At 28.4% G+C, this 22,298-nt stretch carries 21 protein-coding genes, 1 riboswitch and 1 other annotated feature; of the genes, 3 read left to right on the top strand and 18 right to left on the bottom strand.

Going from position 1 to position 22,298, the window contains the following annotated elements; all coding sequences use genetic code 11:
- Positions 1-108 precede the first annotated feature (108 nt).
- The 6 genes from ACQRD5_RS12655 to ACQRD5_RS12630 all read right to left on the bottom strand — a co-directional run bounded on the left by ACQRD5_RS12655 (position 109) and on the right by ACQRD5_RS12630 (position 5,496).
- Positions 109-1,827 carry a Na+/H+ antiporter NhaC family protein gene (locus tag ACQRD5_RS12655; RefSeq protein ID WP_291627968.1) on the bottom strand — a complete coding sequence of 573 codons (1,719 nt, stop codon included), beginning with the start codon at positions 1,825-1,827 and terminating at the stop codon, positions 109-111.
- A gap of 193 nt (positions 1,828-2,020) precedes the next feature.
- Positions 2,021-2,196: riboswitch (Lysine riboswitch) on the bottom strand.
- A gap of 37 nt (positions 2,197-2,233) precedes the next feature.
- Positions 2,234-3,490 (bottom strand): aminopeptidase P family protein, encoded by a 1,257-nt coding sequence (locus ACQRD5_RS12650; RefSeq protein WP_291632148.1) that lies wholly within the window; start codon positions 3,488-3,490, stop codon positions 2,234-2,236.
- Positions 3,491-3,506: 16 nt separating this feature from the next.
- Positions 3,507-3,947 (bottom strand): ACT domain-containing protein, encoded by a 441-nt coding sequence (locus tag ACQRD5_RS12645; RefSeq protein ID WP_291632149.1) that lies wholly within the window; start codon positions 3,945-3,947, stop codon positions 3,507-3,509.
- A gap of 104 nt (positions 3,948-4,051) precedes the next feature.
- Positions 4,052-4,261, bottom strand: a complete 210-nt coding sequence (locus tag ACQRD5_RS12640; RefSeq protein ID WP_294362382.1) for a hypothetical protein — start codon at positions 4,259-4,261, stop codon at positions 4,052-4,054.
- A 119-nt stretch (positions 4,262-4,380) separates the two neighbouring features.
- A complete protein-coding gene (locus ACQRD5_RS12635) occupies positions 4,381-4,905 on the bottom strand; it encodes a spore maturation protein (protein WP_294362383.1) in 525 nt (174 codons plus the stop codon).
- Between the two features lie 15 nt (positions 4,906-4,920).
- The gene (locus ACQRD5_RS12630) at positions 4,921-5,496 is read right to left on the bottom strand and encodes a nucleoside recognition domain-containing protein (protein ID WP_294362384.1); all 576 of its coding nucleotides are present in this window, start codon (positions 5,494-5,496) and stop codon (positions 4,921-4,923) included.
- A 114-nt stretch (positions 5,497-5,610) separates the two neighbouring features.
- Here ACQRD5_RS12630 and ACQRD5_RS12625 point away from each other — a divergent pair, with 114 nt between their 5' ends.
- Complete coding sequence (locus ACQRD5_RS12625; RefSeq protein WP_294362389.1) at positions 5,611-5,796, top strand: hypothetical protein; 186 nt, start codon at positions 5,611-5,613, stop codon at positions 5,794-5,796.
- A gap of 415 nt (positions 5,797-6,211) precedes the next feature.
- On the opposite strand, the gene ACQRD5_RS12620 is transcribed toward ACQRD5_RS12625, so the two are convergent.
- Both ACQRD5_RS12620 and ileS read right to left on the bottom strand, forming a co-directional pair.
- Entirely contained in the window at positions 6,212-7,210 is a 999-nt protein-coding gene (locus ACQRD5_RS12620; protein WP_291631147.1) for a LacI family DNA-binding transcriptional regulator, read from the bottom strand.
- Between the two features lie 172 nt (positions 7,211-7,382).
- Positions 7,383-10,493, bottom strand: coding sequence for an isoleucine--tRNA ligase (gene ileS / locus ACQRD5_RS12615; protein ID WP_294362390.1), 3,111 nt, complete (start codon positions 10,491-10,493; stop codon positions 7,383-7,385).
- A 175-nt stretch (positions 10,494-10,668) separates the two neighbouring features.
- Positions 10,669-10,916, bottom strand: a binding site (T-box leader).
- A gap of 277 nt (positions 10,917-11,193) precedes the next feature.
- Here ileS and ACQRD5_RS12610 point away from each other — a divergent pair.
- Positions 11,194-11,409, top strand: coding sequence for a (2Fe-2S)-binding protein (locus ACQRD5_RS12610; RefSeq protein ID WP_291631151.1), 216 nt, complete (start codon positions 11,194-11,196; stop codon positions 11,407-11,409).
- 86 nt (positions 11,410-11,495) lie between these two features.
- On the opposite strand, the gene ACQRD5_RS12605 is transcribed toward ACQRD5_RS12610, so the two are convergent.
- A complete protein-coding gene (locus tag ACQRD5_RS12605) occupies positions 11,496-11,675 on the bottom strand; it encodes a hypothetical protein (protein WP_320627614.1) in 180 nt (59 codons plus the stop codon).
- Between the two features lie 155 nt (positions 11,676-11,830).
- On the opposite strand from ACQRD5_RS12605, the gene ACQRD5_RS12600 reads away from it, so the two are divergent.
- Positions 11,831-13,006 (top strand): class I SAM-dependent rRNA methyltransferase, encoded by a 1,176-nt coding sequence (locus tag ACQRD5_RS12600; RefSeq protein WP_294362396.1) that lies wholly within the window; start codon positions 11,831-11,833, stop codon positions 13,004-13,006.
- A gap of 170 nt (positions 13,007-13,176) precedes the next feature.
- Here ACQRD5_RS12600 and ACQRD5_RS12595 read toward each other — a convergent pair whose 3' ends face one another.
- The 9 genes from ACQRD5_RS12595 to ACQRD5_RS12555 form a co-directional block, all read right to left on the bottom strand.
- Complete coding sequence (locus ACQRD5_RS12595) at positions 13,177-13,740, bottom strand: GNAT family N-acetyltransferase (RefSeq protein WP_294362397.1); 564 nt, start codon at positions 13,738-13,740, stop codon at positions 13,177-13,179.
- 32 nt (positions 13,741-13,772) lie between these two features.
- Positions 13,773-14,564, bottom strand: a complete 792-nt coding sequence (locus tag ACQRD5_RS12590; protein ID WP_294362399.1) for an aminoglycoside N(3)-acetyltransferase — start codon at positions 14,562-14,564, stop codon at positions 13,773-13,775.
- A 147-nt stretch (positions 14,565-14,711) separates the two neighbouring features.
- Complete coding sequence (locus ACQRD5_RS12585; protein WP_294362400.1) at positions 14,712-15,578, bottom strand: CAP domain-containing protein; 867 nt, start codon at positions 15,576-15,578, stop codon at positions 14,712-14,714.
- 386 nt (positions 15,579-15,964) lie between these two features.
- Positions 15,965-16,801 (bottom strand): CAP domain-containing protein, encoded by an 837-nt coding sequence (locus ACQRD5_RS12580; protein WP_427746918.1) that lies wholly within the window; start codon positions 16,799-16,801, stop codon positions 15,965-15,967.
- Between the two features lie 326 nt (positions 16,802-17,127).
- Positions 17,128-18,393 (bottom strand): hypothetical protein, encoded by a 1,266-nt coding sequence (locus ACQRD5_RS12575; protein ID WP_427746916.1) that lies wholly within the window; start codon positions 18,391-18,393, stop codon positions 17,128-17,130.
- Between the two features lies 1 nt (position 18,394).
- Positions 18,395-18,952 (bottom strand): sigma-70 family RNA polymerase sigma factor, encoded by a 558-nt coding sequence (locus ACQRD5_RS12570; protein WP_427746915.1) that lies wholly within the window; start codon positions 18,950-18,952, stop codon positions 18,395-18,397.
- Between the two features lie 299 nt (positions 18,953-19,251).
- Positions 19,252-19,974, bottom strand: a complete 723-nt coding sequence (locus ACQRD5_RS12565) for a 2-phosphosulfolactate phosphatase family protein (protein ID WP_294362404.1) — start codon at positions 19,972-19,974, stop codon at positions 19,252-19,254.
- 23 nt (positions 19,975-19,997) lie between these two features.
- Positions 19,998-20,921 (bottom strand): TIGR01212 family radical SAM protein, encoded by a 924-nt coding sequence (locus tag ACQRD5_RS12560; RefSeq protein ID WP_294168260.1) that lies wholly within the window; start codon positions 20,919-20,921, stop codon positions 19,998-20,000.
- Between the two features lie 86 nt (positions 20,922-21,007).
- Positions 21,008-22,108: a hypothetical protein gene (locus ACQRD5_RS12555; protein ID WP_294168262.1), complete on the bottom strand. Its 1,101-nt coding sequence runs from the start codon at positions 22,106-22,108 to the stop codon at positions 21,008-21,010.
- Positions 22,109-22,298 lie beyond the last annotated feature (190 nt).

Raw genomic sequence — 22,298 nt, 5'->3', positions numbered from 1 at the left:
TTTTTAAATATTATATACCTAACTATAAACCATAATATAGTAACTTTCAAATTACATAAGTCTTTTTACATAATAATAAGGAGCTGCCGAAGCAGCTCCTTATTATATTTATTCTACTTTTTTCCCAAGGATTTGTACTCCTAAATAAACTGCAAGTAATGATATTGGAAGCACTATGTACCATTGTAATCCAAATCCTGCTGGAATATATCCAAATACTATTGTAATACTAGCTACGAATAATGCATACCACATTTGAGTATTAACGTGAGCTATATGATTACATCCAGCCCCCATTGATGAAAGAATTGTAGTATCTGATATAGGTGAACAATGGTCTCCAAAAATTGCTCCTGTTAAAACTGCACTTGTACTAACTATTACATAGCTCATATCTGGATTCATTGAGTAAGCTAAAGGAATTGCAAGGGGCATTAATATTCCCATAGTTCCATAAGCAGTACCTGTTGCAAAAGATATTATAGCTGCTAAAACAAATATTAAACTTGGAAGTAAAAAGTTTGGTAATGAACCAGAAAGTAATGTTACTAAATATTTAGCAGTTCCTAAATCTTTAATTACTGAACTTAATGACCAAGCTAATAATAGTATTAAACCTGTTATTAATAATGGCTTCATTCCATCTATCCATGTTTCTATTGCTTCTGAAATAGTGAATATCTTCTTAATTACACCTATAGTCATAGCAACTATACTTGATAATAAAGCTGATTGAAATAAAGCTACTGATGCATCTGATGCACTAAATGCTTCTTGTATTGCTCTAAATGACATTGGAGAACTAGTCATCATTTGTTGTAATGCTATATCTTCTCCTCCCATTATAGAAGAATATCCACTAAAATAGAAACAAATTAATGCAGTTGCAACTAATGTTCCTATTGGTATAATAGCGTTCCAAATACTCAACTTAATTCCTTCCTTAGGCTCAAGTTCTGCATGTTCTATATTTGATTCTGAAGAATTATTTTTTTTGCCTTCTTTTATTTCTCTTCTTCTAGCCTCTATTTCTGCCTTATACATAGGTCCAAAATCTTTCAATAAGAAAGATGTAATAAATACAAAAAATAAAATTAATATATTATAAAATCTATACGGTATAGTTTGTAAGAAAACACCAAAGGCATCTACTTGTTGTCCTACACCATTTACAAAAGCATCATTAATTAACCCAACTTCTAATCCTACCCATGTTGATACAATTGCAAGTCCTGCTATAGGTGCTGCTGTTGCATCAATAATAAAAGAAAGTCTTTCTCTAGATATTTTCATCTTATCTGCTACTGGTTTCATAATAGGGCCAACTATTAATGAATTTGCATAGTCATCAAAGAAAACTGCCAATCCTAATAAAAGTGTAACTAATTGTGTACTTTTAGCTGTTTTAGCCTTTCTTGCTAAAGCTTCTGCTACAGCTTTAGCTCCACCCATTTTAGCAACTAAATGTATAACTCCACCAATAACTAATACTTGAAGTATTATACCTGCATTCCATGGATCTGCTAATGAATTTAGAACTCTTGATACAAAATCTAAGAAAGAATTCACTAAAGCTCCCATAAAAGAACTATCTACTAAGCTAACTAAGAAAGTACCTGCAAGTGTTCCTACAAATAATGATATTATTACATTTTTAGTTAAAAATGCTAATACTATTGCAACCAATGGTGGTATTAAAGTTAAAAATCCATAATGATTTGCATTTGCTGTTGCCATATCAACTTCTGTTGCAAAAACTACTGATGTGGATAATAAAATCATCAATAATGTCATTATTATAATTTTGATTTTTCTTTTGTTTTTCATATTGAGTCCCCCTTAAAAGTCTTGTAAATAATTAAAGGGCAGAATTTTTATTTATTATTTTTATAATTTTAAAAATATATAAAATTTAAAAATAGTTTTCCACATATTCAAAGAAAATATAATATAATAAATAAAAAAGCCTTGGGTATTCACCCAAGGCTAGAATATGCTTATAAAAATAAGATTAAATTCCCTAAGTGATAGCTCCCCACAAATTAATTTTGTGACAGTGTTACATATATTCTATGTAACCCCAGCTATATGATATTAAAGCTTCAATCATATGCTTCGGCGATAATTCCTTTCCTATTAATTCATAGTGCTTATCTCATTAATAGTACTCTTAAGTATCGCACCTCTACCCAATCTTTATTTACATTTAATTTACCTAAACATTGTACATTTATTACTCATTATTTGCAATATAATTATTTTTATTATTCATAAATTCTTCAATTTCATCTACAGTTTTAATCATTTTCTTCGTTAACACTTCATTGCCTTCTTCAGTAATTAGAACATCATCTTCTATTCTTATACCTATTCCTTCTTCTTCAATATATATACCTGGTTCCACGGTATATATCATACCTGGCTGAAATATTACATTTCTATTTTCAAGTTCTATATCATGAGTATCCATTCCTAAACTATGTCCTATACTATGATAATAATACCTTGATACCTCTTCCTTATTTTTAATAATACCTAATGAAATGCATTCTTCTGCAATCCATTCCTTTGCCTTTTTATTTAGCTCTAAAAAGCTTATTCCTGGCTTCATTTCTTTTATTACTCTCTCATTAACCCTAAGTACTGCATTGTAAACTTCCTTTTGCCTCTCTGTAAATTTACCGCTTACAGGGAAGGTCCTTGATATATCAGCATTATAATATTTATATTGAGCTCCTAGATCAAATAATATTAAATCTCCATGTTTTAATTGGGAGTCATTATTTACATAATGTAAAACCGTAGCATTCTTCCCCGCTGCAGCAATAGTTTTAAAAGCTAAATCCTTAACTCCATTTTTCTTACAAACAAAATCAAAATAAGCTTCTAGTTCATATTCCTTAATTCCTTCTTTAGAATTCTTCATAAGCTCTTTTACGCCTTCTATAGTTATAGCTATTGCTTTTCTTACTCTGCTTATTTCTTCTTCAGTTTTTATAAGTCTTAATTCCCCTACTAGTCTATGGGAATTTAGTATATTTACATTAAAATATTTATCTTTAATTTCCTTTATAAAATCATAAGATTTATTTTCTTTTTCTAAATCTAAATATAAGTTAATTTCTTCACCATTAAGGATATTTTTCTCTATGAAGCTATTAAAATCCCCTAAAAAATTAACATTTTTAATTCCGCAAATACTAAATACTTCTTCCTTCCTAATAGTCTTCCCTTCCCATTTTTCTCTAACAGGATCAACTTCCTTTATAAATAAATATTCTTTAAGTTCACCTTCTATTTTAGATAAAACTAAAATATGTTCTTCCTCCTCAATTCCAGTTAAATAATAAAAATTTCTATTTGGTGTAAATTGATAATTCTCATCAGCAGTTTTTTTAGGTGCTGTTCCTGCAAATAGTATAAATAAAGAATTATCTTTAATTTTATTCAATACCTTATCTCTATTATTAATATAAAAATCTTTTTTCATTCTAACACTTCCTTTATTATTCCATAGCTAAAACTTTAACGCTTATTACATTTTTCAACCCTCTTAGGGTATTTACTAAATGTTTTAAATCTTTTTTAATATTAGCTATATCTAATGTTATAGTTACATTAGCTGCCATATTTATTGGTATGTCTTGATTTATAGTCAATATATTTCCCTTGTTAAATGCAATGCAATCTAAAACCTTAGATAAAGTCCCAGCTTCATGTGATAATAAGACAACTAAGGTTATCTTTTTACTGTTTAATCCTTCTGTCATTGGAAATATATGATCTTTATATTTATAGTAGGTACTTCTACTTATTCCTGTTTGTTTTACAGCTTCACTTATATCTTTTGCTTTACCTGTCAAAAGATTCTCTTTAACTTCTAGTACTTTCATGAAAATTTCTGGCATAATTTTATTGCTTACAATATAAAATTTTTCTGAAGCCATTCCCTCACCACCCTTAGTAAAAATAAATAGTAAAAATAAAAAGCTATATAATTTTTATTATATAGCTTATCTGTACCAAAATACATATTATTCCTAAAGTTTATTTATATCAATTCTTTAGATTTTTTACTTCTATCTATATATATCTTACCGATTGATACTATAATAGAAATTACTCCCCCTAAAGCAAAAAATAATTCTATTTTACTAAAAAACAATCCAATTAATATTCCTAATCCTACTCCATAGACTAAATAAATTGATAAAACCTTTATTTCATCTTCAGTTAAAAATAAATTTTCAATCCATTTCATCTATTATCCACTTCCCTCCTCTATTTATAAATATATTATAATTCACTTTTAATATTAACTAGTTACAAAAATATTACATATTAATTAATTTTTATATTTTTTGGATAAATATCAATAATTTATATCAATAATTTTGAAACTAATAAAACTGAAATTATTATAGCAGTCAAATCAGCTAATATTGCTGCCCACAAAGTATGTCTTATTTTTTTTATTTGTATTGCTCCAAAATATACTGTAATAGTATAAAAAATTGTCTCAGTAGTTCCCATAATTACTGAAGCTATTAATCCTACATAACTATCTGCCCCATAAGTTTTTAATATATCTGTTAGGATTCCTATAGCCCCACTTCCAGATAGAGGTTTAATTAAAACTAAAGGAATTATTTCCTTAGGTAATCCTATTAGTCCAGCTAATGGTGCTATCATATTATTTAATAAGTCTAATAGTTTTGCTTCCCTAAAAATATTGACTGCAATTATCATAGCTAAAAGATATGGAAATATATTAAGGCAAACCTTTAGTCCTTCCTTAGCTCCTTCAATAAACCATTCATATACCTTTTTTCCCTTTATCATCCCATAAGTTATTATAATTACTACTATTATGGGTATTATACTTTTTGTTATATACTGAAACATGAATTAAAACCTCCCTTAAAAGTATCTTTGTAATATCTTACAAAGCACTACTCCTGTAATAGCAGCAACTGTACTTGCTATAACTGCAGGTAAAATAATTGATCCAGGATTGCTAGACCCTACTGCTGCTCTTATTGAAATAACAGTTGAAGGTACTAATTGTATACATGCTGCATTTAGAACTAAAAAAAGAGACATATCATTAGATGCAACTCCCTTTTCTTTATTAAGCCTATCCATTTCCTGCATTGCCTTTATTCCAAAAGGGGTTGCTGCATTGCCTAACCCCATCATATTTGCTGTTATATTCATAACTATAGCACCTAAAGCCTTTTCATCTTTAGCTGCTTCCTTAAAAATAATCCTTAAAATAGGTCTTAAAACTTTTGCTAATTTATTTGTAAATCCACTTTTTTCTGCCACTTTCATAACTCCACACCAAAAACACATAAGTCCTACTAAACCTATAATCATAGATACTGTTGAATCAGCTGAATTAATTATAGATTTTGATATAATTTCTCCATTACCTGTAAATAATCCAACCAATATACCTAAAAAGATCATAATAAACCATATATAATTTATCAAAACTCCACCTCTTACCAATTACTTATATAAATATATGACTTGAATATGATATTTATTAGTGATAGGATGAATATATAATATAAATTATGTTTAAACATTTAAAGGAGATAATTTATGAAGGAATCAAACTTAAAACTAGCTCAGAAAGATATAGATGAGGCTTTACAAACAGTTGAAGATATGGTGAATTTTATAGATGATACTGCTCTTCCTAAAGATATGCTAAGAGAAAAATTTCTTACTTTAACTGAAAAGGTTCAAGAATTAGAAAACATATTAAAAATTGAAGGTATTATATAATTGTACATAAAAAAAACAACTTCTTAACGAAGTTGTTTTTTTTTTTGACCTTAACCCAAATTTCTCAATGATTAGTTACCCATTCTAATCAAATATACATAATTTTATACACAGTTGAAATTTGAAAACGTTTTATGATTTGTTATTATAATTATACCACGCTTTTCATTTCTTAACAATATATAACATAAAAAAATGTGAACTTTTATTGATCATTTATAAATATATCCATTAATTAATAATATTCTAAAAAGGAACTGTAACCCAATATAAAAAGAATAATATAAAGGAGAAGAAGAAACTCCCTTTAGAGTTTCTAAAATAAATATATTTTTAGTAATTTATTTAAAATTACTTAATTAATTCTGCATTTTACATTATAATTTTTTGGGTCTTTTCCCCAGTCCCTTAAGTCTTATTTACAGCTATCTCTTTCTTCTAATGTGTAATTAAGAACAAATTGAGATTCATCTAGTTCTCTCTTATTAAGCATTTTAATAAGCATTCTCATTGCAACTGATCCCATATCATAACTTGGTTGCTTTATTGTTGTTATTTTTGGATAGAAAACAGATGACATCATATTATCATTAAAACCCACAACGCTTACATCTTCCGGTACTTTCTTTCCTATTTCTCTTAAAGCATTAATAACACCCATAGCAATTTCATCGGAAGCACAAACTACTGCATCATACTCTTTTTTGCTATCTTCAAAATATTTTACTGCTTCATATCCACTTTTAACTTTTAATCCCCCAAAATATACAAGGCTTTCATCTACATTGATACCCTTATCATTCAATGCTTCCTCATAACCTATGTACCTATCTCCCCATGCATTCATATTTTCCTTTTTTGCACCTGCAAAGGCTATTTTTGATAAACCCTTGTTTAAAATATAGTTTGTTGCTTCTTTTGAAGCTTTTGTATTATCTATAGTTACACTTGGTAAACTTTCTTCCTTATCCTTAGTCTCTACTAAAACAGTAGTTAAATTTAATTCATTTATTATATCTAAAGTTTCTTGTTGTAGAGATGAGCTCATATAAATAACCCCATCAACCATTTTTTCTCTTAGTACTCTTAAATATTCTTTTTCTTTTTCAATATCAAAATCTGAATTACATAAGATGACGTTGTAATCATAAATATTAGCCACATCTTCTGCTCCCCTAACTATCTCGGGATAAAATCCACTTGATATGTCAGGAACTAAAATTCCTACTGTCTTTGTTCTTTGAGTTTTTAAACTTCTTGCTACAATATTAGGTCTATAGCCTAATTTATTAATGGCATCTAAAACCTTTTTCTTCGTGTCCTCGTTTACAACATCTATGTCGTTTAAAACTCTAGAAACAGTAGCAATTGATACTCCAGCTTCTCTAGCAACATCTTTTATAGAAGTAGCCATAACACATCACTCCATTTTAAAATTTTTGTCTTTTTTTCATTTTAACAATAATTATACTATTTGCAAATACTTTATACAATATTCTAGGTTATTCTTTATAATAACATATTATAAAATAAGTAAAAAGTTAGAAATTTTATGGAAACTTCTAACTTTTTAACATAAATTTATTCTACTTCATTACTTTAACTGTCATATTTAATTTTTCACCATTAATAACAGTTTCAGTATAATCAGCATCTTCATTTATAACAATTTCTTGAGTTAATGTTTCTCTTTTAATTACATCTGAATATTTGTTAATTATATTAATTAACATATCATTTCCTGCAACAAATAGTTTTATCTTATCTGCAACTTCAAATCCTTTTTCTTTTCTCATATTTTGTATCTTTGAAGTTATTTCTCTTAATTGTCCTTCTTCTTTTAACTCTTCTGTAATAGTAGTATCAAGAACAACTCCAATTTCACCTTCACTAGCAAAAGCATATCCTTCTAAGCCTTGCATAGTTACAAGTACACATTCACTATTTAATACTATTTCAGTTCCATCTACTGTAATAGTTTCAGTTCCACCTGATTGTAATTTTTGAGCTAATTCCATTTGGTTTCTTGAAGCTATTTCTTTTCTTATTCCAGGAATTAACTTACCATATTGTCTTCCAAGAACAGGTAGGTTAGGCTTAATTTCAAAGTTAACATGTTCTGATAAATCTGCACCAAATTCTACTGCCTTGATATTAAGTTCATCTTTTATAATATCTCCATAGTAAGATGGAATAGCTGCTGTTGAAAGTAACATCTTAGAAAGCGGCTGTCTATTTTTGATATTAGCAGCATTTCTTGCACTTCTACCAAGCTTAACTATTGTGTAAGCTAAATCCATTTCCTTTTCTAAGTTCTCATCTATCGCATTTTCATCTACTGATGGCCATGAACATAAATGTACACTTTCTGTAGCTGATTTATCTAATCCTACAACTAAGTTTTGATAAATTTCTTCTGTTACAAATGGTACAAATGGAGCTGCTACCTTAACTAAAGTAGTTAAAACTCTATATAATGTAACATAAGCACCAATCTTATCATCACTTAAGTCTTCTGACCAATATCTTGCTCTGTTTCTTCTTACATACCAGTTTGATAACTCATCTGTAAAGTCTTCAATAGCTAATGCAGCTTGAGTTATTTGATATGATGCTAAGTTTTCATCTACTTCTTTAATTAACGTATTAAGCTTAGACATTATCCATTTATCCATAACATTTTCTGATTTGAAATCTTTATAATCTAGCGGATTAAACTTATCTAAATCAGCATATAAAACATAGAATGAATATACATTCCATAAAGTGCTTAAGAACTTTCTTTGAGCTTCTTGAACATCATCTATAGAGAATCTTGTTGGAAGCCATGGTGCACTTGCAGTATAGAAGTGCCATCTTGTAGCATCTGCACCTTGTGAATCTAATACATCAAATGGATCTACTACATTTCCCTTTGACTTAGACATCTTTAAGCCCTTCTTATCTAAAACGTGACCTAATACTATACAATTTTCAAATGGATTAGTATCAAATATAGCTGTTGAAATAGCTAATAATGTATAGAACCATCCTCTTGTTTGGTCAACTGCTTCTGAAATAAATTGAGCTGGGAAGTTCTTTTCAAATAGCTCCTTATTTTCAAATGGATAGTGTAGTTGAGCAAAAGGCATAGATCCTGAATCAAACCAACAGTCAATAACTTCAGCAGTTCTAGTCATTTCTTTTCCACATTTAGAACACTTAAGCTTAACACCATCAATATATGGTTTGTGTAATTCTATATCCTCTGGAACATTAATTCCTTTTTCCTTTAATTCAGCTATACTTCCTATACATTCTCTGTGACCACATTCACATTCCCAAATAGGAAGTGGAGTACCCCAGTATCTATCTCTTGATATACCCCAGTCAATAACATTTTCTAAGAACTTACCAAATCTTCCTGTTCTTATGTTATCTGGATACCAATTAATCTTATTATTATTTTCTAAAAGCTTATCTCTAAGCTTAGTCATTGCAACAAACCAGCTTTCTCTTGGATAGTAAAGAAGTGGTGTGTCACATCTCCAGCAGTGTGGATATGAGTGTGTATGTTTTTCAGCTTTAAATAACTTATTTTCTTCATCTAAATATTTAACAATACTTTCATCACACTTTTTAACAAACTTTCCTGCCCATGGAGTTACTTCTTCTACAAAGTTACCACTAGCATCTACTAAGTTTATAAATCCTATTCCATTTTGCTTTGCAACAAAGCTATCATCTTCACCATATGCAGGTGCTATATGAACTATACCAGTACCATCAGATAAAGTTACGTAATCACCATGAATAACTTCAAAAGCTTTTCCATCAACTTTTCCAAATGGAAGTAATCTTTCATATTTTGTTCCTAATAATTCAGTTCCTTTAAATTCTTTAATTACTTCGTAATCTTCTCCTAGAACCTTTGGTGCTAACTCCTTAGCAACTATTAATACTTCATCTCCAACTTTAGCTTCAATGTAGTCATATGCTTTATTTACGCATAATGCTAAATTTGAAGGTAATGTCCATGGAGTTGTTGTCCATGCTAATATATATTTATTTTCTTCTCCAACCACTTTAAATTTAGCTATAGCAGTCAGATCTTTAACATCTTTATATCCTTGTGAAACTTCATGAGAAGAAAGTCCTGTTCCACATCTTGGACAGTATGGCATTACTTTATGACCTTTATATAAAAGTCCCTTTTCCCACATTTGACTTAATGCCCACCAAACAGATTCTATGTATGAGTTATGATATGTAACATAAGGATTCTCCATATCTACCCAATAACCTATTTGATCAGTCATCTTTTCCCACATGTTAACATAAGTAAATACCGATTCTTTACATTCTTTTACGAACTTTTCTACTCCATAACCTTCTATTTGCTCTTTACCTGAAATTCCAAGCTTCTTTTCTATTTCAAGTTCTACTGGAAGCCCATGAGTATCCCATCCTGCTTTTCTTATAACCTTATATCCCTTCATAACCTTATATCTTGGGATAATATCCTTCATAACTCTTGTTAATACGTGTCCTACGTGAGGTCTTCCATTTGCTGTTGGAGGTCCATCATAGAAAGTGAAATATTCACCATCTTGATTCATATCAAAATTCTTTTTAATTACATTATTTTCTTTCCAAAGATTCGCAACTTCTTTTTCCATACCAACAAATCCTTTTGGTAATTCAACCTTTTTGTACATATCTAAACTCCCTTCTGTTTATTAATTTATATTTAAAAGCTATATGCTTTAAGGTTATATCTTTTACTTAAATAACACTAAATACATTTTACATTATTAACTATAAAAAGCTAATTATACAGAAATGAATTTATATTAGAATTAATAAAGTAATATAAAATAAAAAAACCTCGCCCAATAGGACGAAGATATTCGCTATACCACCTAAGGTTATAAATCTTCTATAGCAATAGAAAATTTTTATTTTCGAGTACAAACATACTCTATCCCTTAACGCAGGCTAACGTGAAAACTTAATCAGCTATATAACCTTTCAGCCCCAAACTCCTAGGTGATTTTCCTTAATCTTCTCTATGACTTCACACCAAACAGTCACTCTCTTAAAGTATCCAATTAAGTACTTTTCCTAATCACAGTTTTTTAATTTATAAATTATATTCCTATTCTACTACAAAGTAAAATATTATAAAAGTCTATATTTGAGAATATTTTAATAAATTTAAGAAAATAATATTTATAATATTATCAATATAATAAATCTTTTCAATATTTAAAGTTAATTAATAATTTTTATCAATTAGTATTGACTTTCTTTATTACCATTATTATAATATACTCATAAAGAATAAATATTAAAAATTTATTTTTTATCCCCTTTATTTTCCTTAATCTATTTCTTTTATATTAGGAGGAAAGATACGTGGAAAATAACTTAAACGAACAAGTCCTTGATAAGATTACTAAAGTTTGTACTTGCAAGGCAATACCAAGATCCAAAATTAAAGATGCAATCAAAGCCGGAGCTCACACTGTAGAAGAAGTTTCTAAGGCAACAGGAGCTTGTACAGGTGGCTGCAGAGGCTACAGATGTACCCCTACAATCCAAAATTTGATTGATAAGCATCTGGAAAAATAACTAATATAGTTCCCCCAAACTATATTAGCATATAGATTATATCTCCCCTAAAACCACTTGTTATTTTAACAGGTGGTTTTTCATTTTTAGAATATTTTCATTGTTATCCCATAATGTTTAAAGCTATCTTTTGATAAGTTAATATGTTTTAATTCTTCGCTAGTCTCCTCTTTACTAATACTTTTAGCTCTTACTTCTACTAAAGCGCCTTCTAAGTATCTTTTTATTCTTTTTGGAGTTGGTACTACAATTGCCTTAAATATCATAAAAATCCCCCTAAAATTTTTTATATTATAAATATATTTTATTTGATAAGTATTATTCATTTATATTTTTACTTTAAGTATTTCCCCCTATCCCCTATACTTAATGTGCAATTATGTTATAATTTTATAGAACTTATTAGGGAAGGAGCTGTATTATGGCAAGTAAGTTTTTTCTACATAAAGGAAAAAATAAAAGAGCTGAACAAGGTAGGCCTTGGATATATATTGATGAAATAAATGAATATGATGGCGATTATGAAAATGGTGATATAGTTGAGGTCTATAATCATAAAAATTATTTCATAGGAAAAGGCTATATTAACGATAAAAGCAAAATAACTATAAGAATTATGACTAGAGATATAAATGAAGAAATAGACCATGATTTCTTTAAAAGAAGATTTGAAGCTGCCTATGAATATAGAAAAACTGTTATTGACACTTCATCTTGTAGATTAATATTTGGTGAAGCTGATTTTTTACCTGGGCTTACAGTTGATAAATTTGAAGATTACTATGTAATTCAAATATCAACTTTAGGAATGGATAAGTATAGAGATATAATAGTTAAAATATTAGTTGATGAATTTAAAGCTAAAGGTGTTTATGAAAGAAGTGATATTAAGACTAGAGAAATCGAAGGGCTTGAGCAAACTAAAGGCTTCTTAACACAACCTTTTGATACAAATATTGAAATAATTGAAAATGGTGTTAAATACATAGTGGATTTAGAAAATGGTCAAAAGACTGGATTCTTCTTAGACCAAAAGGAAAATAGAGCAGCTATGCATAGAATTTGCAAAGGTAAAGAAGTATTAGATTGCTTTACTCATACCGGCTCCTTTGCCTTAAATGCTGGAATTGCAGGTGCTAAATCAGTATTAGGCATTGATGTATCTCAACATGCTATTGACTGTGCTAGAAGAAATGCTGAACTAAACAACTTACAAGATACAGTTAAATTTGAATGTCATAATGCTTTTAATGTTCTTGGAGATTGGTCAAGAGAAGGAAAGCAATTTGATGTTGTTATCTTAGATCCTCCAGCCTTTACAAAGTCAAGAAATACAATTAATTCAGCTATTAGAGGCTATAAGGAAATAAACCTTAGAGGTTTAAAAATGGTTAAACCAGGTGGCTACTTTGCTACTTGCTCTTGCTCTCACTATATGAGTGAAGAACAACTAAAGAAAACTGTATTAGAAGCTGCCCATGATGCTAGAAGAACTTTAAGACAAGTAGAAATAAGAACTCAAAGTGCAGACCATCCAATTCTATGGAACTCTGATGAATCTTATTACCTTAAATTCTTTATATTCCAAGTTGTTTAATTTTAAAATATAGAATTATATAGATTAGGAGCTTCTTATGAAGCTCTTAATTTATATATAAATTTACTACCATTCCCTATCTATAATCTATAAGCTTAAATCTCTTCTCTATAAAAATCCACAACCCCTCTAATATTATCCACATTATCTTCCTCTATATTGTTAATAAGCTATTTTTTCTGAAAATATTCCTTAGCAAGAATTCCATACATTGAGTAATCACATATTCCTTGGTTATTTATATCAGCTTGTCTCATTGTTCCCTCATATTTCATGCCACACTTCATCATTACCTTTCCTGAGTTTGGATTGTTAGGATCATGTCTTGATTCAACTCTGTTAACGCCAACTTCTTTAATAAAGAATTTAATTATTGCCATTAACGCTTCTGATGTCACCCCCCTATTCCACCATTTTGTTCCTATACAATATCCTATATGAACCATATTTACTTCTTCATCTTTATCCACAACGCTGATAGTTCCTATAGGCTCCTCACCATTTTCCTTCAAAATAATTGCCCATTGATAGAAATCATCTTTTTCATAATTATTAATCCAATCTTGTAAAACTTTTTTTGTAACTTCATTACTACTATGTGGAGGCCATGTTAGAAACTTGGTAACCTCTGCATCAGATGCCCAATTTTTATACATAGCTTCTGCATCTTCCATTTTAAATCTTCTTAAAATTAATCTCTCTGTTTCTATAGTCTTAGTTCCTAAATCCTTCATATATTACACCCCAATTATATTTATTTTATATTTTATTTTCTATTTTCTTCAATCCATTGAACTGCAAAGTCTACAATATCTCTTTGCTTCATAAATCTTATATCTGCATCCCCAACCTTAGTTTTACTTACATTATATTTTTTCTCAAATTCATCACCTATATCTATAAAGTCTTCCCCATCAACATATAGAGTTGAATAAGTAATCCACTGACGTTTACCATCCTTCATTACTGCACAGCTATTTTCCTCCATATGCTTTGATGGATAATTTGCTCTTACATCTGCTAGATGCATAGAAGTATTTTTATCATACCCAGTTCCTAATAATAATATATATCCATTTAAATTGTATAGCTTCCCAATTGGAGATGTTTCACCAAAAATATCACTTAAATCATGGTTACTTATAAGATAGTTAGCATTTTTCCCTAATGCAGCAAATGATCTAACTGGATGATCACTTCGTATTGTACCTGGCCAATTTCTAAACATCTCTGCTACAGCTCCCATTGAATTTGTTGGAGTAATACATTTATCATAAGCTGGCCAATTCTCCCTAATTATATCCCACCATTCCTTGGGTTCCTCCCAATGTACACCATAAGACGGGTCCATGTTCTTCCAACTTTGAGTTGGCATAATTATTGTTCCCTCATCTCCAACTGTATCTATTAAGGCTTCAATTATGACTTGTGCTCCACCGCATACAAATCCAAAGCTACTCATAGAAGTATGAACAATAATATCCTGTCCATTTTTAACACCTATTCGCCTTAATGCATCTACTATATCTTGTTTTACCACTATTTTTCTATTATCCATGATTTCGCTCCCAAAATTAAATTCTCTTATATTAAAATCTAAAATTAAACCAGTATTTTTTTCCATATATTATCACTAATATAATCTTTTGTAAATGACTGTATTAAAAAAAATGAAGCTGCATTAACAGCTCCATTTATTTATATTTTATTTATAGAATTCTTGTGTTGCATAATAAATATCTCCTATCTTATAAACACCAATTCCTATACTAGTAAATTTACTTGATAAAATATTAGCCTTATGCCCTTCTGAATTCATCCAATTATTCATGAATCTATTTGATAATGCATTATAATCATTAAGTCCTTGTATGTATGCAATATTTTCTCCCCAAGCTCTATAAGATATTCCATCAGCTTGTATTATTTCATTCATTAATCTTCCTTCTTTATCTATATGATCAAAATGCCCATTGTTACCCATATATTTTGATTTCATTCTAGCATAGTATTCCATTGTTGTATTATAACTTAAAGCAGGTAATCCTGCTGCTAATCTTTCCGCATTAACTCTTTGGAATATTGCTTGTTCTATTTCTGAAATATAGTTATTGCTATCATAAACTATATTATTTTCTTTTTGTTGTTCTACAGGTTCTTGTATAACGTTTTCAATAATAGGTAAATTTTTATTATTATTTGATTCCGCCTGTGTATCTGAATCTTTAGGAGCTAATACCACTACTTCATTATCTTTATTTGTGTTGTTATACTCTTGGGTATCTTCTTTTTCTATATTATCCCCATTAGAATTATTTTCTTCATTTTTTACTTCTTCTGGTTTAACTTCTTCTTCTTTATTTTCTTCATTCTTCGTTTCTTCTTGTTTTGCTTGATTTGCAGTTTCTACTTTCGTTTCTTCTGCTTTATCTTTATAGTCCTCTTCTTTGACTTCTGCTGTTATTTTACTAATATTAGTATTATCTCTAACATTAATAAAAATTCCCCCTGTAGCTACTATTCCAGCTAATATAAGCGTGCCTATAAATGTACTTAGTCTTGATTTTATCACTCGTTCTCCTCCCTAAAACAAAATTTTTTCATCTGATTTTTTATTTATAAATAATAATTGAAATATATTTTTAAAAGATATTTCTTATCTTTTAAAAACACATATTTAAAGTATATATTTATATCTAGTATATATTATTACTTTTTTCTTACTTTTAGCTAAAATTCACTTATTTACGACATTTATCGACTATCATTATTATTTTTTTGAAATTTACGTCGTGAATTGTAAAGAAAATAGTATAAACTGTAAAATTAAAGAATATTTTTAGCAACTAATTTCGAATTACTGAAAATATTCTACATTTTGCATTCTAAAATTTAATAAAGGAGCTGATACCACAGCTCCTTTATTAAAAATATAAAACATAAAATTTTAGACTATATTTATTTATAGAACTCTTGAGTTGCGTAATAAGTATTTCCTATCTTATATACCCCTATCCCTATACTACTAAAGTTTGTTGATAAAATATTTGCTCTATGCCCAGATGAATTCATCCAGTTATCCATAAACTTAGTTGCTAGAGCACTATTACTGTTTATTCCTTGAATATATGCAATATTTTCTCCCCATGCTCTATAGGAAACCCCATCAGCCTTCATTTGGGCAGTTATTAAGTTTCCTTGCTTATCTTCATGAGAAAAGTATCCATTATCTCCCATATCCTTAGATTTTATTCTAGCGTAATGCTCCATAGTGTTGTTATAACTTAAAGCCGGCAATCCAGCAGCTGATCTTTCTGCATTAACTCTTTGGAATATAGCTTGTTCTATTTCTGCTATATAATTACTATCTGAAACTATTATTTCATTACTTGGAGTTTCAGAAGGTTTATTCGTATCTTGTGATGGTTTATCACTTGGAGTAATAGGTTTATTATATGACGGTCTATTTGATGGTCTTTTATAGCTTGATACACCTTCTACTCCACTTTCTTCTTCCTCAGTAGAATTATCTACTTCATCACTTAAGCTTATATTATCATCCTTACTTACAACTTCCTTATTTAAATCAGCTTCCTCACTAGTAGAGTTATTACTAGTTTCAGTATCATTTCCTTCTTCCTTAACTACATCCTTTGAAGTTTCTTCCTTCTCTTCAGTTTTTACTGTATTATCTTGAGATATTTCTTTATTAGAATTTACGAAAATACCTCCTACACCTAATGTAACTACCAATCCTATTGATGATATTACCATAATTAATTTTGATTTAATCATTTGTAAATCCTCCTTCAGATTTCTTGTTTCGTGTCCACCTCATAGTAACATAATAAGTGCATGTCCCAAATATGAGTTAGTTTCTAATTATTGAAAATATTCTAACTTTAGTTATTATTTAGTTTTTATTTATTTTTTTACCACTAGAATTTTTCATATTTTTATAAATTAAATTTTTATATAATCACTATGACTGTTAATTAGCATTGTTATCAAAATAAGGCGGATTTATTTCACTAAATAAATCCGCCTTATTTATCACAATATTCTCATATTATTCTTATTTTATCCATGGAATAACTACCATAAATTTTCTAATATTCTTATCACTCGATTGTGAATTCCCAACTTCCCTTTTGTAATACATCTAATTCATTTATATTTACACTTATATTTCCTGTCAACTTTTCATATATATTTAAATCTTCATAATCTATATATATATATCCAATCATATTCTCTCTATCTCCCATACCACTGCTTGCTCTTGAGGTATCTCTCATTAAGTATATTAATCTATCATTAGAAGCACTATTTGAAATATCTAGACAAATAACTATATTGTTTTCTTCTTTTTTAATTTTAGTAATACTTACTGTATCTTCAATCCCCTCAAAAGTTAATTCCTTGTCTAAAGTATAGTCTCCATTTTTCTCGGGATCCTTAAGTCTTATCTTTGTAGGAGTATTTAAAGTATAGTTTAAATCAACTTCTTCTACTTTAATATTAATTTTTCCACTATAATCGTCTAAAATTTTATATTCTCTACCTGTTCCTTCATTACTTGGTTCAAAGCTTAATAAATTTCCATTTTCATCTCTTACTTCTTTAATTTCTATATGGTCAACCCTAACACTATAATCTTTAGACAATAATGAACTTTCATCACTCCAAAGTCTAAAATACCTCTCACCTTCTATATAGTAACTAGTTCCCCCTATTAATATTCCATTATTAGTAGTGTTGCCTCCGATGTAATTATAATCGTACTTATATTCCGCCTTATCTAAAGATATTTCCTTTAATGAAACATCTTCATACATTAAAACAAAATCTTTTGCCTCAATTCCTCTTATATCTATTCCCAATTCTATAACAGCATTATTTCCACCACCACCAATTACATAGCCGTCATATCCTTTAATTTCTCCATTTTCTAATTTTATTGCAATGTTAGATATAATTTCTTTAGCTTCTACAGGATATGACTCTCCTATGATTTGAATAAATAGTGCTTCTCCATTATTACTTATACTTCTAACTAGCATTTCTTTATTATTTATGCTTACTGTAAATGGATCCTTTAACATATATAAATCTTTATCATCTTCCACAGAAATAATTCCATAGGCAGGATTAAAAGCTAACTTTTCTTTTATCTTAGCTATTACATCCTTACCAAGAGGAGATATTACAAATATAAAGCTAAAAAATATTAATACCGCTACTAAATACTTTCTTCTATTACCAAATGCTTTCCTTTTAGTGCTTTTTCTAATTCTTTTTAATTCAAGATCACTTAGAGGAGTTTCCTCTGTAGGAATTTCAATTTCTATATCATTTAAAAACTCATAAATATCTTTATCTCTCATTCTATAATACCTCCTCTTCCCCATAAAATTCTTTTTTTATTTTCTGTCTACCTCTAAATATTCTAGTATTAATATTATTTATTGTTATACCTATAGCCTTACTTATTTCACTGCTTGATTCTCCCAATAGAAACTTTCTAATAAATATACTTTTATCTGGTTCATCGTAAGACATTATAATTTTAATTAGCCTTTTAGCTTCTATATTACTTATATAATCATCCTCTAAACATCTTTTATCAGGCATATCCTCATCAGCAACTTCATTATTAACTTTTCTAGAGTATTTTCTAAAATAATCTATAGATTTATATTTAGCTATTCCGGCTATCCAACTCTTAAATTTATATCTATCTCCTTTGAATTTATATCCATTTTCCCAAACAGCAATGAATACGTCGCTTATACACTCCTCTATTATGCCTCTATCATCTATTGATATAAGTGTTTTTCTGACTATTGTATTAACTAGTCCACTATAATTATCTATAATATAATCCAATGACTTAGGATGTTTTTTCTTTAAGTCTTCTATAAAACTATTATCACTAATTACCATCTCATCACCTCTATTTATCTCTTCACCTTTTATATCGAAAATGAAAAAGAAATATTACATTACTTCTAAAAAATAAAAACAAAAGATGGCTAAATTAATAATTTAGCCATCTTTTACCGAAATAAATTCTATAATATAGGAGTTTAACTATTTATATATTATATTATTAGAAGTGTGGAGCTTTTAATAATATATTAATTCACTAATTGATATTGATTATCAATCTAATATTATAATATATCTTTTTATTTTTCTTGTCAACATAAAATTTCAAATATTTGAAAAAAATTATCAATCATTTAAATTTTTATACTTTTCGAACTTTTTGTAAATTTAGGTACTATATTTACAATATCTTTTTGACAACAATACTCTAAATCTCTTAATAAGTTTAAACTTTTTAATACATTATAATGATTAGCTTCTTTTATATAGCTAATTAAATCCATATTGTTTTCATAAATATATTTTGCAGTTTTAGCTATATCTGAAAGCTCATTATTTTCATTGTCACATAAAAGACTTATCATATAACCTGAACAAATGAAGTCATCCATAGAAAATTCTCCATTTGTTCCTGCATTAATAAAAACTACATCTTTATTATATTTTTTCAACTCTCTTGCAACAGCTTTAGCATTTATTATAGCTCCAATAAGTATTTCCTCAGCTTTTAAACTTAAATTTATGGCTCTTGTTCCATTAGTGGTACTTAAAATTATACTCTTTCCTTGAACCTTATCTGAATCATACTCTAAAGGTGAATTAGAAAAATCAAAGCCATCTATTTTTACTGCCTTTCTTTCACCTCCAAGTAAGGGATTTATTCCATTCATAATAAGTTCTTCTTTCTTTTTCAAAGCCTCTTCTATAGTTAGTATAGGGAATACTTCTTTAGCTTTATTTGCTAAAGAAGTAATTATTACTGATGTTGCTCTTAGCATATCAATAACAACTACTATCTTATTTTCTAAATACTCTTCTTTTATATTATCAGCAGAAATAATTATATCTAATTTCATATAAATTCCCCCAACTATATATGCTATTTAAAATCTTTACCTTGCCATATGTCATTATCTTCTAAAGCTTTATCTATAGCATTTAAAACTTCCCATTTTTTAAGACTCCACATTGGACCTATTAATAAATCTCTAGGTGCATCCCCTGTAAGCCTATGAACCACCATTTCCTCTGGTATTCTTGATATGCCCTTACAAACTAAATCTATATATTGTTCCTGAGTTAATAGTTTTAATTCTCCACTCTCATATTTTTCTACCATTTTAGTTCCCTTCATTAAATGAAGTAAATGGAACTTAATACCCTTAACTCCTGAATGTGCTATGTAATCAACGGTTTTTAACATATCTTCTTCCGTTTCTCCTGGTAATCCAAAGATTGTATGAGCAACTACTTCAATATTTCTTTCAAGTAATCTTTTTAATGTATTATCAAAAACTTCAAAATCATATCCTCTATTAAATTCCCTTGCAGTTTTATCATTTATTGTTTGTAATCCAAGTTCCACTATTAAATATGTCTTTTCATTTAATTCAGTTAAGTAATCTAAAACATCATCATCTATACAATCTGGTCTTGTTGCAATAGATATGGCAACTACATTTTCTTGAGCTAGTGCTTCATTATATTTTCTTCTAAGCTCTTCAACCGGAGCATATGTGTTGGTATATGCTTGGAAGTAAGCAATTAGCTTACCATCCTTCCACTTTTTCTCCATCATATCTTTTCTATCTTCGAATTGTTTAGTTATCGATAATATTCTACTTCCTGCAAAATCCCCTGATCCTCTTGCACTACAGAAAGTACATCCCCCTTTAGCAACTTTTCCATCCCTATTTGGACAATTAAATCCTCCGTCTAAAGATATCTTATATACTTTTTCATCAAACTTACTTCTAAGATAATAATTTAAACTATGATATCTTTTATCATTCCACTTTTTCATAATTCCTCCAAAAAATAAAAGTACCACTTTATTTATTTAAGTTGTACTTTTATTCTACTACAATAATTATATATGTTAAGAGTTTTCTATATTTTTTTAATTTCTTTTTCTTCTATGTAGACCTTATATTCACCAATAATTTCTTTATTTATATTTTTTTCATCACCCTTACTGGTTACACTAATATTAAGTTCATCCTTCTTAAAATCAACTAGCTCAATATTATATTTATCTTCCTTAAACATTTCATCAAAGTTTAATTGTATTAAATCTCCACTAGCACTGTTATATACTTTTATTCTTTTAACTAAATTGTTATTAACATATTCTGTAATTAAATATCTTTCTTCATGAGTAAATACTAAGTTGTTTATTTTCACTCCATTATATATATCTATAGGAATTACCTTTTTAGCTATAGGCTTATCAAGTAAATCTTCTAAGTTACTCATTTCATTATTTCCTTGCTGATTACTATTTCCACCTTCATCCCCTTGACTACTTGCTCCTTGAGCTTCTTTGCTTTCTTGAATATATGCAATAGATATAAAGGCTCTACCTTCACTTATAGTTGATATAGCTATTTTATTTCCTTTATATCCCAAGGATACTGGTCCAAAATTATCACATGGCACTTTTTCTTTATAAAGCATAAGTTTATTTTCTTTTAAGTAGGCATCTTTTGAAATGTTATTTAAAGAAATAATTAAGTCACTTTTCCCTCCATCTTCACCAATAATACGTAAAGAATTACTTTTAACAAATACTTGTTTCAAACTTGTAGCCTTTATTTCATCTATTCTATAATCATCACCTTCTTTTATAACTTTTATTGCATAATTATCTAAATCACATTTAGGTTCAGATGATGAATTTCTTACTACATTAAAGGTTATAAATGCTGACTTTGAAGATTCTATTACATTATCAGGTGCATAGGCTATTATCTCTGAAGTTCCTGTTGCTACTTTATTATTGTTACTAAGTAATTTTTCTGTACATAACTTATTAGCTTCTTCCATATCATTATTTTTAATAAACCCTAAGTATTCATCTGCCAAATCAAAGGCCTTTTTAAGGCTAAATATATCTATTTTCTCTGCTTTATCCTCTGTTTTTGAACACCCTGAAAAAATCATTAATAAAAACAATAATAAAGAAGATAATGATAAAATTCTTTTTCTCAATCTAATTCCTCCTTAAGCTTCCTTAATGTTATTTTTCCTAAAACTAGATAGCTTATTCATTTTCATACACTGTCCTAAAATATATATAGCTTTATTTACAAATTAGATGTATTAGAACTGATAATCATTGACCTAAAACTAAAGGAATAAAAACCAATTAACTTATATATATTGTTAGTAGAAATAAATT

Origin of the sequence: Clostridium sp. SGI.024, assembly GCF_050315195.1 — a bacterium.
In the GTDB taxonomy this organism is placed as follows: domain Bacteria; phylum Bacillota; class Clostridia; order Clostridiales; family Clostridiaceae; genus Clostridium.
Note: the sequence above shows the minus strand (reverse complement) of the source record. Positions and strands in the feature narration are given on the sequence as shown.

Excerpts from the sequence above, each read along its gene's own strand:
- ACQRD5_RS12560 (WP_294168260.1), bottom strand. The coding sequence starts at position 20,921 with ATGAAAAAGTGGAATGATAAAAGATATCATAGTTTAAATTATTATCTT.
- ACQRD5_RS12640 (WP_294362382.1), bottom strand. The coding sequence starts at position 4,261 with ATGAAATGGATTGAAAATTTATTTTTAACTGAAGATGAAATAAAGGTT.
- ACQRD5_RS12600 (WP_294362396.1), top strand. The coding sequence starts at position 11,831 with ATGGCAAGTAAGTTTTTTCTACATAAAGGAAAAAATAAAAGAGCTGAA.
- ACQRD5_RS12590 (WP_294362399.1), bottom strand. The coding sequence starts at position 14,564 with ATGGATAATAGAAAAATAGTGGTAAAACAAGATATAGTAGATGCATTA.
- ACQRD5_RS12650 (WP_291632148.1), bottom strand. The coding sequence starts at position 3,490 with ATGAAAAAAGATTTTTATATTAATAATAGAGATAAGGTATTGAATAAA.
- ACQRD5_RS12575 (WP_427746916.1), bottom strand. The coding sequence starts at position 18,393 with ATGAGAGATAAAGATATTTATGAGTTTTTAAATGATATAGAAATTGAA.
- ileS (WP_294362390.1), bottom strand. The coding sequence starts at position 10,493 with ATGTACAAAAAGGTTGAATTACCAAAAGGATTTGTTGGTATGGAAAAA.
- ACQRD5_RS12570 (WP_427746915.1), bottom strand. The coding sequence starts at position 18,952 with ATGGTAATTAGTGATAATAGTTTTATAGAAGACTTAAAGAAAAAACAT.
- ACQRD5_RS12655 (WP_291627968.1), bottom strand. The coding sequence starts at position 1,827 with ATGAAAAACAAAAGAAAAATCAAAATTATAATAATGACATTATTGATG.
- ACQRD5_RS12595 (WP_294362397.1), bottom strand. The coding sequence starts at position 13,740 with ATGAAGGATTTAGGAACTAAGACTATAGAAACAGAGAGATTAATTTTA.
- ACQRD5_RS12580 (WP_427746918.1), bottom strand. The coding sequence starts at position 16,801 with ATGATTAAATCAAAATTAATTATGGTAATATCATCAATAGGATTGGTA.
- ACQRD5_RS12605 (WP_320627614.1), bottom strand. The coding sequence starts at position 11,675 with ATGATATTTAAGGCAATTGTAGTACCAACTCCAAAAAGAATAAAAAGA.
- ACQRD5_RS12625 (WP_294362389.1), top strand. The coding sequence starts at position 5,611 with ATGAAGGAATCAAACTTAAAACTAGCTCAGAAAGATATAGATGAGGCT.
- ACQRD5_RS12620 (WP_291631147.1), bottom strand. The coding sequence starts at position 7,210 with ATGGCTACTTCTATAAAAGATGTTGCTAGAGAAGCTGGAGTATCAATT.
- ACQRD5_RS12565 (WP_294362404.1), bottom strand. The coding sequence starts at position 19,974 with ATGAAATTAGATATAATTATTTCTGCTGATAATATAAAAGAAGAGTAT.
- ACQRD5_RS12635 (WP_294362383.1), bottom strand. The coding sequence starts at position 4,905 with ATGTTTCAGTATATAACAAAAAGTATAATACCCATAATAGTAGTAATT.
- ACQRD5_RS12645 (WP_291632149.1), bottom strand. The coding sequence starts at position 3,947 with ATGGCTTCAGAAAAATTTTATATTGTAAGCAATAAAATTATGCCAGAA.